This window comes from Bacteroidetes Order II. bacterium (assembly GCA_016788705.1).
Lineage (GTDB): Bacteria > Bacteroidota > Rhodothermia > Rhodothermales > UBA2364 > UBA2364.
The window spans coordinates 1-16826 of sequence record JAEUSQ010000003.1 but is presented as its reverse complement, the minus strand read 5'-3'; the positions used below and the strand labels follow the sequence as shown (position 1 = coordinate 16826).

The 16826-nt window shown below is 47.3% G+C and carries 10 protein-coding genes; 6 read left to right on the top strand and 4 right to left on the bottom strand.

The window, feature by feature from the left end; genetic code table 11:
* Positions 1 to 310 (top strand): hypothetical protein (locus JNN12_00165; protein ID MBL7976721.1); only part of this gene is annotated, 310 nt, incomplete at its 5' end.
* Between the two features lie 136 nt (positions 311 to 446).
* Here the strand turns inward: JNN12_00165 and JNN12_00160 are convergent.
* Positions 447 to 1688, bottom strand: coding sequence for an exonuclease SbcCD subunit D (locus JNN12_00160; protein MBL7976720.1), 1242 nt, complete (start codon positions 1686 to 1688; stop codon positions 447 to 449).
* A gap of 199 nt (positions 1689 to 1887) precedes the next feature.
* Here JNN12_00160 and JNN12_00155 point away from each other — a divergent pair, with 199 nt between their 5' ends.
* On the top strand, positions 1888 to 5055 hold the full coding sequence (locus JNN12_00155) for a hypothetical protein (protein ID MBL7976719.1): 3168 nt from the start codon (positions 1888 to 1890) through the stop codon (positions 5053 to 5055).
* Between the two features lie 14 nt (positions 5056 to 5069).
* Positions 5070 to 6248 (top strand): AGE family epimerase/isomerase, encoded by a 1179-nt coding sequence (locus JNN12_00150; protein ID MBL7976718.1) that lies wholly within the window; start codon positions 5070 to 5072, stop codon positions 6246 to 6248.
* A gap of 71 nt (positions 6249 to 6319) precedes the next feature.
* Here JNN12_00150 and JNN12_00145 read toward each other — a convergent pair whose 3' ends face one another.
* From JNN12_00145 to JNN12_00135, 3 genes are all read right to left on the bottom strand, one after another.
* Entirely contained in the window at positions 6320 to 9433 is a 3114-nt protein-coding gene (locus tag JNN12_00145) for a glycosyl hydrolase (GenBank protein MBL7976717.1), read from the bottom strand.
* A 63-nt stretch (positions 9434 to 9496) separates the two neighbouring features.
* Positions 9497 to 11698 carry a PIG-L family deacetylase gene (locus JNN12_00140; GenBank protein MBL7976716.1) on the bottom strand — a complete coding sequence of 734 codons (2202 nt, stop codon included), beginning with the start codon at positions 11696 to 11698 and terminating at the stop codon, positions 9497 to 9499.
* Between the two features lie 52 nt (positions 11699 to 11750).
* Positions 11751 to 14714 carry a M1 family metallopeptidase gene (locus JNN12_00135; GenBank protein ID MBL7976715.1) on the bottom strand — a complete coding sequence of 988 codons (2964 nt, stop codon included), beginning with the start codon at positions 14712 to 14714 and terminating at the stop codon, positions 11751 to 11753.
* Positions 14715 to 14903: 189 nt separating this feature from the next.
* Here JNN12_00135 and JNN12_00130 point away from each other — a divergent pair, with 189 nt between their 5' ends.
* The 3 genes from JNN12_00130 to JNN12_00120 form a co-directional block, all read left to right on the top strand.
* On the top strand, positions 14904 to 16022 hold the full coding sequence (locus JNN12_00130) for a zinc ribbon domain-containing protein (protein MBL7976714.1): 1119 nt from the start codon (positions 14904 to 14906) through the stop codon (positions 16020 to 16022).
* The gene (gene rnhA / locus JNN12_00125; protein MBL7976713.1) at positions 16019 to 16453 is read left to right on the top strand and encodes a ribonuclease HI; all 435 of its coding nucleotides are present in this window, start codon (positions 16019 to 16021) and stop codon (positions 16451 to 16453) included. Before JNN12_00130 ends, rnhA begins: the two co-directional genes overlap by 4 nt.
* A 269-nt stretch (positions 16454 to 16722) precedes the next feature.
* Positions 16723 to 16826: PD-(D/E)XK nuclease family transposase (locus tag JNN12_00120; GenBank protein ID MBL7976712.1), on the top strand; the 104-nt coding region annotated here is incomplete at its 3' end.

Genomic DNA, 16826 nt, shown 5'->3' with positions numbered 1-16826 from the left:
AAAAATGGCGGAGTCGGATGTATTTGCGTATGAACAAAGCCTGAAGGTCTTCAGAGACAATAAGGCAACTTTTGACTATGCCTTGGAACAAGCCAAGAAGGAAGGAAGACAAGAAGGAAGACAAGAAGGAAGACAAGAAGGTAGGGAAGAAGGAAGACAAGAAGGTAGGGAAGAAGGAAGACAAGAAGGTAGGCAAGAAGGCCAAAAAGCGGCACAACGGGCAATAGCACAAAAAATGCTTGCACAAGGATTAGACGTATCAATGATTGAAGCAATTACGGGATTATCTAAAGAGGAGTGGATGGGCTAAAGTGTATTGCCTTCAATTCTAAGAAACCATGATCAATAAAAAAACGGGATTAGGGCACCTTTCTCTATGGTTTACCAGAAATATCCCTTAACAATGGTAGTGGATGGGATGGCTCCAAACCGAATCGTTGCGCCCGTTAGATGGCCTCCGAAGCAAGGAGAAATTGATCCAAAGCCAAAGCATTCTCAATCAAGTCTTCTCCGATAGGTTGTAAGTATTCGTGACGGGCAATGTACGCTTCCATTGCGGTTTTCAGAGAAGCGTCGCGAGTGAGTGCAGCCGTGCGTTGTACTTGTCGCAATTCTATTACCCGTTCAATAGAGGCAATCGAAGCTGCGGTGGCCAGTTCTGCACGGATGGCGGCAATATCCACCAAGTTGGTTTGGTCTTCATTAATTTCGTAGCGCACCCGTACAATGGCTTCATTTATGACCTGCTTCCCAATTGCAGCAATGATTCGATCGGTGGGGTTAGTGTAATCACGGACATCCACCAAAACCGAGACAAATCGTCGGGCGGGCGTTTCGACAAAACGGTATTGGGTCTCGCGCTCACGGCCATGTCCGGTGATATTTACAAGGACAAATCCTTTTTCAGCGTCGGCTTCTTTGAATGTTACCCGCTCGATACTGGATGCATACACCACGGGTGGCTTGTGTCCCTTATTCCGGTCTTGAAAACGGTGGATATGGCCCAGTGCCACATAATCCAATTTAGGATGCGCCAAACTGCTTACTAAAAAAGTGGGTTCGTGCTGGATTACACTACTCCGCTCTGAGCCAGACATTTCTGCACCTTGAACGGTAAGATGGGCAGCTAGCACACACGGCACCATCGGATCTACGTCCTGCTCCATAATGGCGTGTACATATTCTGCATATTTGGTTTCTATCATCTCCCGCACTTCAGATGGACTTTTCTGTTTGTGCTCTTCCTTGGCCCAAAGTTTGGAACGAACAGGCCACGGCAAACCCAATACCTGCAATGGTCCAGATGCTGTTTGAATAACCTTTAAATCCGGATGTTCAAAGATTGTAACCTTGCCTGCCAAGTGCTCAAAAATAGAGATGGAAGACGCTTTGCCAAAAGAAACAGGCTGATCGTGGTTACCGGTCAGCATGACCATCGGAATCCCTGCATCGGCAATGGGTTTTAGGCAATCCGCAAAAATTTTTTGCTGGGTAGGCGAAGGATCGTGGGTACGATAGGCATCTCCACAAAACAAAAACACATCCACTTGTTCTCGGATCGCGGTTTCTACCATAAAGTCGAAACAACGTTTAAAGTCTAAGAGGCGGGTGTTTAGTCCTGTAGCGGGGTCTAAGCGTCCAAAGTTTTCGTACCCAATGTGTATGTCGGCTGTATGAAGGATTTTCATTTTTTGAATCAATTTAAGGATTTTGGAACGCAAAATGCCACCCAGTTTAGGGCCAACTTATTAAACTGGTGCTTGCACTTCATTTCGACAAAGACCTCCTTTCCTGCCCCAAAATATTGCGTACGTCGTAGGAGACACCTGCAACGTTTTTGCTTATCTTGTACAGTGTTTAGCACCCTATTACCAAAACCCATTTCCCATGCGTTTAAGAGCCCATTCTTTGTGGATGAATCTTGGATTTGTCCTGAGTTTGTTTATTATTTTCAGCCTATTCAGTTCTGCACAACCATTGGACGTGTCCAAGTTTGCGGGAATGAAAGCACGTACCATCGGCCCCGCAGGCATGAGCGGCCGGGTGACAGCCATTGCAGTGGTACACGACAACCCCAACTTCATGTATATTGGCGCGGCATCCGGCGGCGTTTGGAAATCCACCGATGGCGGCGTGGCGTGGACACCTATTTTTGACGATCAACCCGTTGCTGGCATTGGCGCCTTGGCCGTAAACCAACAAAATCCGGACATCCTTTGGGTGGGAACAGGCGAAGGCAATCCAAGAAATTCCGAAAATGGCGGTAATGGTGTTTATAAATCTATGGATGGGGGACGGACTTGGATTCACCTCGGCTTAGAAAATACACGGAATATCCACCGGATTATTTTGGACCCTACAAACCCTGATATCGCATATATCGGTGCTAAAGGTCCAACATGGGGAGAAACCGAGTCTCGCGGCGTTTTCAAGACCACCGATGGTGGCAAATCGTGGTTACGCATTCTCTTCACAGATGTCCGTTCGGGGGTAGGCGAGATGGTGATGGATCCACAAAATCCCAAAAAGATGATTGTTGGCATGTGGGAACATCGCCGGTGGCCCTGGTTTTTTAAATCGGGCGGCCCTGGCTCTGGCTTGTTCCTTACCACCGATGGAGGAAACACCTGGAAGCGTCTTGGAAAAGAAGACGGTTTGCCCGAAGGCGACATCGGGCGTACAGGAATTGCCATTGCACCTTCCCGACCGAATATCGTGTATGCCCTTGTTGAATCAAAGAAAAATGGACTGTATAAATCTTTAAATGGTGGTTATACGTGGTCTTTTGTCACCGATAAAAACATTGGAAGCCGTCCCTTTTATTTTTGGGAAATCTATGCAGACCCAAGTAATGAAAATCGTATTTATAACCTGCATGTGGTGGTAGATCAATCTGAAGATGGCGGTAAGACCTTCCAGAACCTGATCCCTTATAATGACATTCACCCTGATTATCATGCGATGTGGATCCATCCCAAAAATCCAGACCACATAATGGTGGGTAATGATGGCGGCGTAGCCATCTCGCAAGACAGGGGGAAAACATGGCGTTTTGTGGAAAACCTACCGTTGGCTCAATTTTACCACATTAATGTGGATAATGCCAAGCCGTACAATGTGTATGGCGGCCTACAAGACAATGGTTCTTGGCGCGGCCCAGCCTATGTTTGGCGTGCTGGCGGCATAAGAAACAGTATGTGGGAAGAAGTCTGCTTTGGTGATGGATTTGATGTGGTACTAGACCCCTCGAATGACCGATTTGTCTATGCGATGTCGCAACAAGGAGGTTTGGTTCGCACTGATTTGGTAAATGGCGAACAAAAGTTAATCAAACCAAAACATCCAGAAGACAAACCACTCCGTTTTAATTGGAATGCCGGTTTAGCTACCGACCCATTTAGCCCAGAAACGATCTATTATGGAAGTCAATTCGTCCACAAATCCACCGATCGAGGAGATTCATGGAGCATCATCTCGCCAGACTTAACGACGAATAATCCCGAAAAACAAAAACAAGCAGAATCCGGCGGTCTGACCATAGACCAAACGGGCGCAGAAAACCATACCACTATTACGGCCATTGCCCCGAGCAACATGCAGCAAGGACTGATTTGGGTAGGAACAGATGACGGCCTCGTTCAACTAACCCAAGACGGTGGCCAAAACTGGGCCAATGTTACGCCAAATATAAAAGGACTACCCGCCAATATTTGGGTAAACCAAATCCGTGCATCCACCTACAATCCCGCCGAGACATTTATTGTTTTAGATAACCACCGAATGAATGATTGGAACCCTTATGTTTTCCACACAAAAGACTTTGGTAAAACATGGACACGGATCGTGCAACCTCAACAGGTATTTGGGTATGCCCTCACTATTTTGCAAGATCATGAACAGCCCAATTTACTCTTTTTAGGAACGGAAACCGGACTTTATGTGAGCATAGATTTTGGCAAGAACTGGAGTAAATGGAAGGCGGGGTTCCCTACGGTTCCTACGATGGATTTGGCCCTACAGACCCGTGAGGCAGATTTGGTGGCAGGCACTTTTGGTCGTGGGGTCTATGTATTGGATGATATTCGCCCATTACGTACCTTGGCCCAAAATACCAGTACTTTACAAAACCCGCTGACACTCTTCCCTATTCCGGAAGCCGTTCTTTCATCTTGGGCAGAAGCCAGCGGAACCCGTTTTGCGGGAGCAGGCATTTTTTCGGGTGAAAATCGTCCTCGTGGTGCGATGATTACCTATGCCTTAAATATCGCAAAAGCCAAAGAAAGCGCTGGGAAAGACGGGAAATTACCCACAAACGTAACCATTGAGGTTTTTAACCAAAGTGGGGAAAAAATCCGAACACTTCGCAGAAAAGCAGAAGATGGAGTTCAACGATTTTTTTGGGGATTAAACAAAAAAGGCGTGCGCGGCCCTGGTCAACCCAAGCCAACCGATCCAGAAGCGCCAGAACCGGGTGGTGCATCGGTTTTACCTGGTACCTATAAAGTGGTCGTGGTCTTTGGATCACACCGCTCCGAACAGCAAGTCACGGTTTCTTCCGACCCAAACGAAACGGCCACTACGGAGTCCATGGGAACCAATGCCCTCTTAATCGAACGAGTAGAACGTGCCACCGAAGCCGCGACCGCTGCCGCAGACCAAATCCGAGAAGCACAAAGAACGTTACGACTGATCGAAGAACAAGTCAAAGACCGAACCGATGATCCCGCAAAAACCGTCAAGGACAAGGGAAAAGAAGCGGGCGAGGCGCTTAAGTTGCTCTTGGAAAATATGATTGGTAAAGAAACCGGGCAAGGCATCTCCCGAAATCCTAATACGGTGTCTGCAAAACTGGGGAATGCACGAAGCTATCTTGGGTCTTCGTTTAACGCCGCTGGCCTTACCGAGCAATGGGCCGTAGAACATGCTGAAGCCTCAGTACGCGCCAGCATAACGTCGGTAAATGAATTCTTTAGTCGGACTTGGCCTACGTATAAAGAGGTCGTTAAGGCTGCTCAAATCGAACTTTTTAATCCTATAGAACCGATTCAATACTAAGATTATCTTTTACCATGACACCCGAAACCATTACCCACTATCGCCAAAAGTTTGAAAAGGAATTGTTTGACCATGTGGTTCCCTTTTGGCTTAAGCATTCACCAGACGAAGCAAATGGCGGCTTTTTTAATTGTTTAGACCGCGATGGTAAGGTCTATGATACCCGAAAACACATTTGGTTGCAAGGCCGTGAAACATGGATGTTTAGTAAGCTCTACAACGATGTAGCGCCAAAATCCGAATGGCTGCACATGGCCGATCTTGGTGCAAAATTCCTTCGTGAGAAAGCCATTCAGCCCGATGGTCGGGTGTATTTTTCTATGACCGCAGACGGAAAACCTGTCTATTTACAACGCAAAATCTTCTCGGAGTGCTTCTATATCATGGCCCTCGCGGAGTATAGCCGCGCCACCAAACGTCCTGAAATACTGGAAGAAGCCCGCGAGGAATTAGAAAAAGTCTGGGATTGGGCGTTTGACTGGACCAAAGTAGGCCGTCCGGTTTATGAAGGGGCAACGCCTATGAGGATGCTGGCCGTGCCCATGATCCTGCTAAACCTCATCGAAGAAGTGGCGGGCAACGATATCGCTCCGTTTATGCCCAAAATAGAAGCCTGCATCAGTCAAATGCGCCTGCACATCCACGAAGAGGTACAAACGGTTTTTGAAAATGTAGCCCCAGATGGAAGCCGTGTGGATAGCCCCGACGGGCGCTTGCTGAATCCGGGGCACGCCATCGAGGCGGGATGGTTCCTTCAACACTGGGCACAGCGCCTTGAGCGTCCCGAATTACAGGACGTTGCCATACAGATGGTGCGGTGGTCGCATGATGCGGGCTGGGACCATGAATACGGTGGATTGTACTATTTCTTGGATGCAGAAGGCTATTCTCCGATGGCACTCGAATGGAACATGAAACTCTGGTGGCCCCACTGCGAAGCGATGTATGCCCACTTGCTAAATTATAGCCTGACGGGTGCAGTGGAAGACCTGAAACGCTTTGAGGAAACAGCCTCCTATACGTTTAAACACTTCCCCGATTCCCAATATGGTGAATGGTTTGGTTACTTGGACCGGTTTGGAAAGGTTACACACCGTTTCAAAGGAGGGCCTTATAAAGGTTGCTTTCACGTTCCTCGTGCGCTCTGGTTGTGCTGGAAAAAACTAAAAGCAATGGAGTCCCTCTCTTTATGAACTCGCGAGATAGAAAAAGCAAAAGGCTACCCCAAAAAACGGAGTAGCCCTTTCATTTCTCCACGTCTAAATCAGTCCATTTTAACGGCTGGGATGTTTTTTGACGCCACCAGCTGGTTAAAAGACGGAATATCGGTTTCCTTAATCGTCTTCCACCTTTCCAATTGTTCTGCGATCAACGGCTTTAGCAAGGCATAAACAGCCACCGCTTGATCCGTGGGCCGCGCTTCGGCAGAACCTACGGATGATGCCAAAGCACTCAGGCGGTTATTGAGTTTAATGGGGTAATTAAGCGGGTCTTGGCCACTTTGGTTTTTGGTTTGATACAAAGCCTCCTCAATAGCGGTCATTGCACGTACCAAGGAGTCTCCGGCAGTTTTAATGGCTGCATCCCCCCCCGAAACCCTTTTGATGGCGTCACGAATGACACGAATTTGTTTTATGCTACGGTGAATGGTCGAAAGATCATCCCGAACTCGTACCAAAAATTCAAATTGTGCTTCCAAGTCCGCTTGAGTAGCCTGTACACGGGGATCTTTTAGTATCTCAAACGGAACCGAAAGGGAATCTTTCCCAACAAAGAGGCGGGCTTCGTAGGTTCCGGGCGGTGCTTTAGGGCCTTGTGTGCCACCCGCCCACAAAATCAACCCGTCGAACCGCTCGGCTTCGGGGTATCGCATATTCCATACAAAGGTGTTCATCCCTTTTTTGAGGGACATACGGGTTTCGGGTTTGCCTTTGGGTGAATAAGTACGAATCGTTTTACCATCGCGCCCAATGAGTTTTAACTTTACAGCAGCGCTATCTGGTACTTGTTTGAAATAATACGAAAGTTGTACCCCATTTATCGGATTTTCCCCAACAGTCAGCGAACTACGTCCGCCACCGCCACCCATCCGATAAGTTGGCCGCGTCTTAAAGAGTACTACGGGCTTTGCTGAAACTTCGGAAGTAAGTTGATGTAGTAGGGTCAAATCGTCCATTACCCAGAAAGAACGGCCTTGAGTAGCCAAAATTAAATCCTTGTTTTTAATCGTTATATCGGTAATTGGTACTATTGGTAAATTCTTCTGGAATGAAAACCATTGTTGACCGTCATCTATGGATGCATACAACCCAAATTCCGTTCCGGCAAATAATAGACCCGGCCGTGCGGCATCGGCTCGGATGACCCGCGTGAAGTGTCCGGGGTCTATACCTTTGGTTATGAGTGTCCAAGACATGCCATAATCGGTGGTACGCAACAGATAGGGCTTGCTATCGTCAGACTTATATCGCGTGGCTGCCACATAAAGCCCCCCCGGATTGGTGGGGTGCGGCTCTATACTATTGATCTGCGCCCACTCCGGTAAGATATTAGGTGGCGGCGTTACCGACTTCCAGGTTTTGCCCCCATCGCGGGTAATATGAATCAACCCATCATCCGATCCTGTCCAAATAACACCCGGTTCCAAACCCTCGGCAACGGCAAAAATGGTTCCGTAGTATTCCACACTGGTGTTGTCTTTTGTGATAGGGCCGCCAGATGGACCGAGTGTTTGGGGATCATTGCGGGTTAAGTCACCGCTGATTGGCTCCCATGTTTGTCCTTCGTTTTCGGTTTTGAACAAAACTTGTGCGGCTGCATAAAGGGTTTTAGGGGAGTGGCGCGAATAGAGCAACGGAAAATTCCATTGGAACCGATATTTCAGGTCTCCCGCGCCATGCCCCATCGGATTATCTGGCCAAGGATTGATGTCTCTTTCCTCGCCTGTCCGATGATTTTTGCGTGTCAGAAATCCACCATATGACCCGCCATAGACAATATCGTTGTCTCGTGGATCTATCGCAATGTGTCCGCTTTCCCCACCAGCGGTTTCTTCCCAGTCCCGCTCGGTAATGCCAAAACCATCGCTCCGGTGTACAATGCGAACGGTGGAATTGTCTTGCTGTGCGCCATAGATGCGGTACGGGAAGTGATCGTCGGTCGTCACCCGATAAAACTGAGCCGTTGGTTGGTTGTGATAGGTACTCCAGTTCTCGCCGCCATCCACCGAAACTTGTGCCCCGCCATCATCCCCAATGATCATCCGAAGCGGATCGTTAGGATCAATCCACAAGTCGTGGTGGTCACTATGCGGGGTATTAATTTCGGAATATGTTCTTCCACCATCTTTAGAGCGCCAAAAACCCACATTCAACACATAGACTTGGTCTTCATTCATAGGATCGGCATAGATTCGGGTATAATACCAAGCCCGTTGCCGCAAGTTGCGGTCGCTATTAAGTTTCCGCCAGTTTTTCCCGGCATCATCCGACCTAAACACCCCACCATCTTCGGCTTCTACGATAGCCCACAACCGTTCTGGATTGGCGGGAGAGACCGTGACGCCAATAATACCAAGCAGACCTTTAGGTAGGCCATTGGCACGAGAAATATTTTGCCAAGTGTCTCCACCATCCGAAGACTTCCAAAGTCCCGATCCTGCACCACCACTCTCTAAACTATAAGGCGTGCGTTTAACCTGCCATGTACTTGCATACAACACACGCGGATTGGATGGATCCATTACCAAATCTACCGCTCCAGCATCTGGGCTTACAAATAGGATGCGCTCCCACGTTTTGCCTCCGTCTTTGCTCCTAAAAACGCCCCGTTGTTCGTTTGGGCCAAACAAATGCCCCAACGCTGAAACATACAATAAATCAGGGTTTTTAGGATGAATCCGTATGCGGGTGATGTGCCGAGAATCGGATAAGCCGATGTGTTGCCAGGTTTTTCCAGCATCTATGGACTTCCACATGCCCAAACCATAAGACACATTGCCACGCACGGTTTTTTCGCCACCGCCCACGTACACCACATTTTGATCCCATTCACTTACGGCTACGGCACCAATAGAACCGCCGAAAAAACCATCCGAGAGGCTCCGCCATGTCTGTCCTGCGTCCTTCGTTTGCCAAACACCACCACCGACACTTCCAAAGAGGAAGGTGTAGGGTTTGCCCGGAATGCCCGTCACTGCCGCAGAACGCCCTCCTCGAAATGGGCCGATATTTCTAAACCGTTTGGTGCTCAAATAGGACGTATCCAGCACCACCTCGGACTTAGGGAGTAGCACGGGTGCTGGCTCCGATTTGTTATTTCTTTTTTGGGCGGGCAATACCAGTACGGATAAGAACAACATAATACAGGTTAACTTCATACTTTTCATATATTTACACCTTGTGTGAATGATTCAAGTTTCTAAAACAACCCTCCCAGCCAATCAGTCTTCTTGGGTAAATGGCAACGAGATCATATTGGCGAACAACCTGAACGCCCCCGGGTGCAGTGCTTGAAGTTGGCGGTACCAACTCAGTGCCGTAAACAGGTATTTTCCCTGACCATAAGTTGCCAAAAGCGTACTGCCACGCTGAGGCTTCTCGTTCGGGTCTGCCATCTCGAACAACTCGGTGTATGCCGGATCGTATTGGTTCGGGAAGTACAGTCCGCGTTCTTGTATCCAACCCTCCCAATCTTCTTCCGTAATCTGATTAGGTTTTCGGAAAAGGACATGGCTCGGTTGCAGCATCCGAATAGGTGCATCCTCATACGTAACACGATCTCTTCCACCAAGACGAATGGGAAACGGTGCAAAAGTTGTTTCTGGATTCTTCTTCGTAGGGTCTAAAGGATCCGTTTCTCCGGCATTCCATTCAAAGGTTTTTTGATACTGCACAATAAGGGTTCCGCCCTCTTTCACCCAGTTTAATAAATGCTGATTGTAGGTTCGCAAGTCTTTACGTACAAAATACGCCCGGATGTCCACCACAATCGTTTGTAATCCACTAAATTTCTTTTCCGACAAGTCTAATGAATCCAACATTTTATAAGAAACACCCAGTTCCTTCAAGGCCATCGGAAGCGTATCGTCATAGCTCTTAATCACTCCCACATGCAAGCCCGGCATCGCGAAAGGTTCCAATACCCGCATCGTCCCACTACGATTGGTCCCGCTTTTTGACCCCATTCCCACCAATTCTATATTGTAAGGGTAATCCGCATCTGGTAAATCCTTCGGCGCCACAAACGAAACCTGTAGCTTTATGCTACCCTCTTCAGTCGTCTCAATCGCCTGATGTACCTTCGTTGCATGTAGGGCTTCAGTTTTAAAGCCAAAAGTAGCTTGGAAACGACTTGAAGAAGGATCAAAGTTTTGTCCCTTAAAGGTAAAACTGTTTTCGCCTCCATGAATCCGTAAGACGGGCGGAACGGGATCTAAATACAAGACAGGGGCAATTTCGAGCGGTAAATAACCCGCCGATTCAATTCGGTTTTGACGAATAACGGCATACGTAAAAACGGGTGCATTAGAAAACCGCTGGTATTGGTAGGTAATTTTAGGATAAGAAGGTTGTGCGGTTTTAGGAATCTGGAAACTAAGCAGATGTTTTTCTTCATTTTGCAGGCTAATTGGAACCCCATCCATCCAAATCTTCAGGGATGTCGTGGCATTCCCGGGAACCTGAATGACCACTTTTTCTCCAGGCGTTGCAACGCCAGACGGGCGATTTACCAAGGCAACATTGATCGGAGAAAAATAGTTACCAGCATCTAAATAATAAGATAAATCTGCTCTTCGTGCTATTGTTTCTAAATTTCCAGCAAGATCTGTCGGATGAAGGGCTTCATCGGCTGCCTTATCTATCAACCTAAAAAAAGTATATCGTGGAAAGGAACGCCGACCTGCAAAAAAGTCCATGCCTTGCGAGGCGTGTTCCTTCAACGCATTCAGCGCCAACTGCTGATAGGTCAAGTCGTTTTTATACGGATCCGAAACCGCAATTTGTACTTCGCCGGAGGTAGCCATCCAATTTCGCCAAAAGAAACGTTTAGGCTGCCATAGACTTACTCCGGGTTCATGCAATTGTTCGGGATGGAAGGTTGGATCTGCGGCCAACCGAAAAGCCGCCAAGGCCGAGATCCCCACCGCTTGATGTTGCCCGTGCTGCCGATTAGAACCGACGGTTACGGTGTCGTGGTTGGTGAACATCACGTCCGGCTTTAGCTTTCTTACCATATATACGATTCTTGCAATAACGGCTTCTTTCCCGCCCCATTTTTCAAACGCTTCCTTTGCAAACTTAGAAAAGCCAAAATCAGGATAATTCAAAAAATAGACCTTTGTCCCCAGAATGCGGGCTGCTTTTTCGGTTTCCTGTGTCCGAAGTGCGCCCAATTCTTCGTAGAGTTCTGGTCCAATTTCGTTTTGCCCGCCTTCACCGCGTGTATAGATGATGCTATACACCACCGCATTTTTGGCATGACGGTAATACGCCATCGTCTGACCGTCTTCGTCGTCGGGATGTGCCGCCACATTCATAACGACCAACTTTTTTTCCGGCAACTGTGGCAGATATTGTGCAAACACACCATTCGACAGAATGCCCATGCCAATGAATAACACAAAAGACAAAGAAATCCTCATACTATTGTTATTTAAGGATTTATAAATGGGAGTGAATGAGAGGTTAACTTAGTTAAAAGGGATGTTCTATACCCAATACGTATCGGAAAGCCAACCGATTTTTTCCGTCCACCTGGGTTGGTGTAGTTGCAAAAAATGGAAATTTAAGACTAAGATTCATGCCTGAAAGCACATCCGATTGCCCTGTCCACCTCTTCAGCGACGAAAGTGAAGCCAGATTATAGTTTAACGCAAGACCACCATCGCCCAAGATGCCATTTCCCACACTCGCCATGCCCGCAAATACATGTGCAGTCAAAGGAACCAGCCAAGCAGACTTGGACTTGGGCGTTATTTCCCAAAGCAGGCTACCCGCAAGAATGTAATGTCCTTCGTTGTTGCCTATTTTATAGCTCACAGGCCCCACGCCCGCAAAGGCTTTGACCTCGCTATCCGCAGAAAGGGAAGACAAGGTTCGGTAAGCATCCGACCTCCATTGATTTTCCAAATCGGGGCTACCTGCAATGAATCTCTTTTGTGGCACCAGATTTCGTGGACCAAGACCCGCTTGTACTCGTGCCAAAATGCTTTTTTGTTTACCGATTGCAAGCCGTCTTTGGGCTTTTATCACGAACCGATTGGCACTGTTATGGTCGTTTATGGACTGTGGTTGGTCAATAGATCCGCCGCCAAACTCTACGAAGGCTTCTGTAAATTCATCACCTTTACTGGAACGATATACCACCATCCCACTCAAGACATTTTTATCACTCCATACAGGGCCTTCATTAGGATAAGCGTCTTCAATAATGCGATCGTTATGCGTAAATCCTACGGACAGGGTTCGTTTTGGGCTTTTCCGATCCCAGAACGGCGTCAGATTTCGGGTAACGAAAAGGCGGTCTTCCACAATTCCTTGATCGCTATCAAACGAGAGTTTGGCCCGCCAATCTCCGACCCGTTCTCCCCATTCCTTTTCGTACAAAAAGTCGTAGTTTAGCAAAGCCAGCCCATCCGTTAGGTTATTTATTTGATAGCCATAACTTCCCAAACTGGAATATAGCGTCATTTGTGTATTCAGCAGATCATCACCAAACGGAGCGATGCCCCTAAGTTGTGCCCCAAATCCAATCCCCATATGGCTGTTATAGGCTGGATATAGCGACCATGCACGACTATACCGATTTCCATAACTTTGAAGTGGATTCATAAACGTCGTAACCTGAGCGTATTTGCCTTTGCTTATGTTATTGAGACGGTTTTCGTCCAACATCAGGGCAAGCGGGTCTATTTCGGCATAAAGTGGTTTTTGCGGGAGTGTTATGGTTACGGTATATTCTGGAGAAGTCCAACCCCAAGCAGGGAACACTTTCCAGTCAATTGGCACGGGTTTGTGGCCCATCATTTCGGAAAGAGGGATATTAATCCATTGGTTACTACCATCTTCCATGACCACTTGAAGGTCTATCGGCATGGCGGCTCGGCCCAATCGCCTTAGTTTTATGATCGTTTCATAACCTTCTTGTTTTTTCTCATACAAGAATTTGCTAACCGCATAATCGTTTTTCCAGTTTCGCAACGTCCATTGATCAAAAAACCAGTCCAATTGCAAGCCGCTTATTTTTTCCGCCAGCAATTCCAAGTCGTGTGGTTCTGGATGACGGAAGCGAAATTTTTTGTAGTATTCCAAAAACCATTTATCCCTTAATTCGGGAGAAATTACATATCCCAACATTTCGGCCATCATTTGTCCCCCAGAATACGCCGCCGTACTGTATCCACTATTGGTCTCAAACCAATCGGAAGGCGTGCTAAGAGGTTCATAAAACCCATATTTCCGCGCCATTAGTACCCCTCCAAAAGCACCTGCATGACTGGGATCCGCCTGGTTACGTAGCAATTTCCCCGAAACTTCGGTCGTAGCATAACTAGTAAACCCTTCGTCCATCCACGCATAATCCATTTCGTTCGATCCCATCATGCCATAAAACCATTCGTGCGCCCCTTCATGAATCGTCACCCCCAAAAGCGATTGTAAAGACCCTCTACTCCCAGTGATAAAAATGATCATTGGGTACTCCATTCCACCATCACCAGCCTGAGCAATAGTAAACTGTGGGTACTCGTAATCACCAAAGAGCGTACTTAACTTGTCTAAAATCTTGGGTGCCACCTCCTTCATACCGCCCCATGCTTGCACGTTTTGTTTGAGGTATAAGACATGGATTTTTTTACCACCGGACGTGGTGGCCGTATCATGTGCATAATTGGTATCCGCAACCCACGCAAAATCGTGTACATTTTCTGCCTTGAAATGCCAATTTAGGGTGTCTCCTGAAGCTTGTGAGGCTCCATAGCCATGCCCTACTTCATCCGGATTTTGCACCTCGCCCGTTCCGCCCAATACATAGGCTTTAGGCATCTTTATTTTCACATCAAACACCCCAAAAGGTGCGTAAAACTCACGTCCGATATATGGTCGGGCATACCAACCTCGTTGATCATAATTCGCCATTTTAGGATACCATTGGCTCATCGAAAAGTCCACGCCTTCGTTAGAGTCGCGCCCATTCCTCCGTGTTTGCAAAGGAATTTGTGACCGAAAATTCATCTCAAAAACGGTGGTTTCGCCGGGAAAAATCGGCTTATTCAACTTCACCTTCATCACCGTATCATAGACCTCGAAAGCAACCGGAACCCCATTCTGGCGAAGTACATCCACTTTGTGCCACCCTATTTCATTTTCTTTCAGATTAAAGATTCTCGGAACCAAGCGCCCGTCTGGATCGGGCAAATGCCGATTGCGTTCTGCCATCATCGAATTGGGCTGGAAGGCATTAAAGTACAAGTGGTAATACACCATATGCAAGGTATCTGGACTATTATTGAAGTACGTAAGTCTTTGAAATCCCTTGAGTTGATGTTTGTTTGCAAAGACTTGAATATCCATTTCATAGGCCACCTTCTGTTGCCACTCCCCCGTCTGTGCAATTAATATCGCAGGCCAAATGAACCATATCCAGAAGATTTTTTTCATGTTTTTTACTGAATTATATTGATTCGTATAGATCACACTCATCCTGTATGCAACATTAAAACTATATTGGAAGCATGTGGATTTAGGATGGATATACCGAATTTCTGCTTTGGCTTTGTTGTCTATACGGAACCAATTCCCAAATCAAAGCATTAGCAAGGGCTAACATACAAAAAAATTTAAGGCTCCATGAACAAAGATATACAGATTTGTCCGGCTTGCGGTGCAAGGCTCGCCGAAAATGCCCTACAATGTGATTTATGCGGTTTTGAACTGTCTGAAAACCGGGTGATAGAGGATGAACTTGTCACCCAAGCGCCGGAACCCGTGATTCCAGTGAACAAACCCGTCATTCAGAATCGTTTTTGTGATCAATGTGGCGCCGAAAACCGTCCAGAAGCCCGTTTTTGTTATCTCTGCGGTGCGCCCATGCCAGAAGTTGTATCAGAAAATGGCCTCTTTCAGACCATTCCCCCCACACAACCACTGCGAACGGCCCCCATCATCATCTCGGAAACATCAGCCATTACCCCAAAAACGCGAACCCTGTGGGTTGTAGGCAGTGCCTTGTTGGTGGTCGTTCTTTTTGGGGTGACAATGTGGAGTAAGGCCAATTATGATCATCCGCCATTAACGCGGGCCGTCGGCACACCTGCCACCGAGTCCCCACAAGCCGAAGCAGCCCCGGTTCCAAAAACCGCTCCCATCCCGAAAGAGGTTCAGGTGAAAGCAGATGAACTGATGGCCAAAATGGAGAAGGAAACCAATGCAACCAAGAAACAAGGTCTGACGGAAGAATTAGCATTCTTGTACCAACAGAACCAACGCGAAGACTTGGCCGGAAATGTAATGATCGAAGCAGCGAAAACCATCAATACCGCTGATATATGGGCGAAGGCTGGACATTTATGGTATGATTGGATGGATAAACAACCCGATCCACAAGCGCGTATTGACGCAGCTGGAAAAGCCATAGATGCGTATGAAAAATCTTTAGCGGTGAAGGATAATCCTGATGTGCGGACCGATCTTGGCGCCGCCTACCTTACTTATGCCATCACCGAGGCACCCAAAAAAGATAAAGCCATTAACCCTATGAAGGCGATCGAAAACACAAATAAAGTACTAGACCAAAACCCGAGTCATGTTCAGGCAAACTTTAACAAGGGGGTTATGCTCATGACAATTGGCCGGAATGACAATGCCAAAACCCAATTTGAAAAAGTGAAGTCGCTTTCAAAACCCGGCGAACCTGCATATCAGCGGGCAGAAGCGGCTTTACAACAAATGAATGGAGGTGTGCCATGAAAACCATAACGGTTTATACCGATGGTGCGTGTAGCGGAAATCCAGGACCAGGTGGATGGGCTGCTATTCTCCTCTATAACCAACACGAACGGATTTTGCAAGGAGGCGAAAAACAAACCACCAATAACCGCATGGAATTACAAGCAGCCATCGAGGCCCTGCACGCATTGAAAGAACCGTGCCAGGTATCTTTGCACACCGATAGCAACTATTTAGTGAATGCGTTTAACGCGGGTTGGCTGCAAAACTGGGTGCGTAAAAACTGGCGAAAAGCCGACAATAAACCTGTCGAAAACAAGGATCTATGGGAGAAACTTCTAATTCTCACCGAAAAACATCGGGTGCAATTCATTAAAGTAAAAGGTCACGCAGACGATGCCCTGAATAACCGTGTAGATCGGCTAGCGGTGGAGGCGGTTCCTAAACCATAAGCACTATTGCTCCGATTTTTTAAAAAAACAGACCCCTAAATCCCCCTTGGTTTAACCCGACAACCAAAAAAAGTATAACCCTGCTTATTTCCTCAGAATTGAACCAAATAAATTTGGCGTGCGTTTAATTTTGCACACCCCTCAGGTTTGCCCGAAACCGCAAGCTATTGGGTTTATCCGCGTGGCATGAGAAAGGTCGCTGAATCGAAGAAAAAGTGGAACAAACCCCCATGAAGAGTCGTTTTGGACAGGCGTAACCCAAGACCCATATGGCTGCAAAGTATCTTAATCCTTATACCGATTTCGGGTTCAAAAAACTCTTCGGCGAAGAAGCCAGCAAACCGGTCTTGATGGATTTCCTCAATGCCCTCTT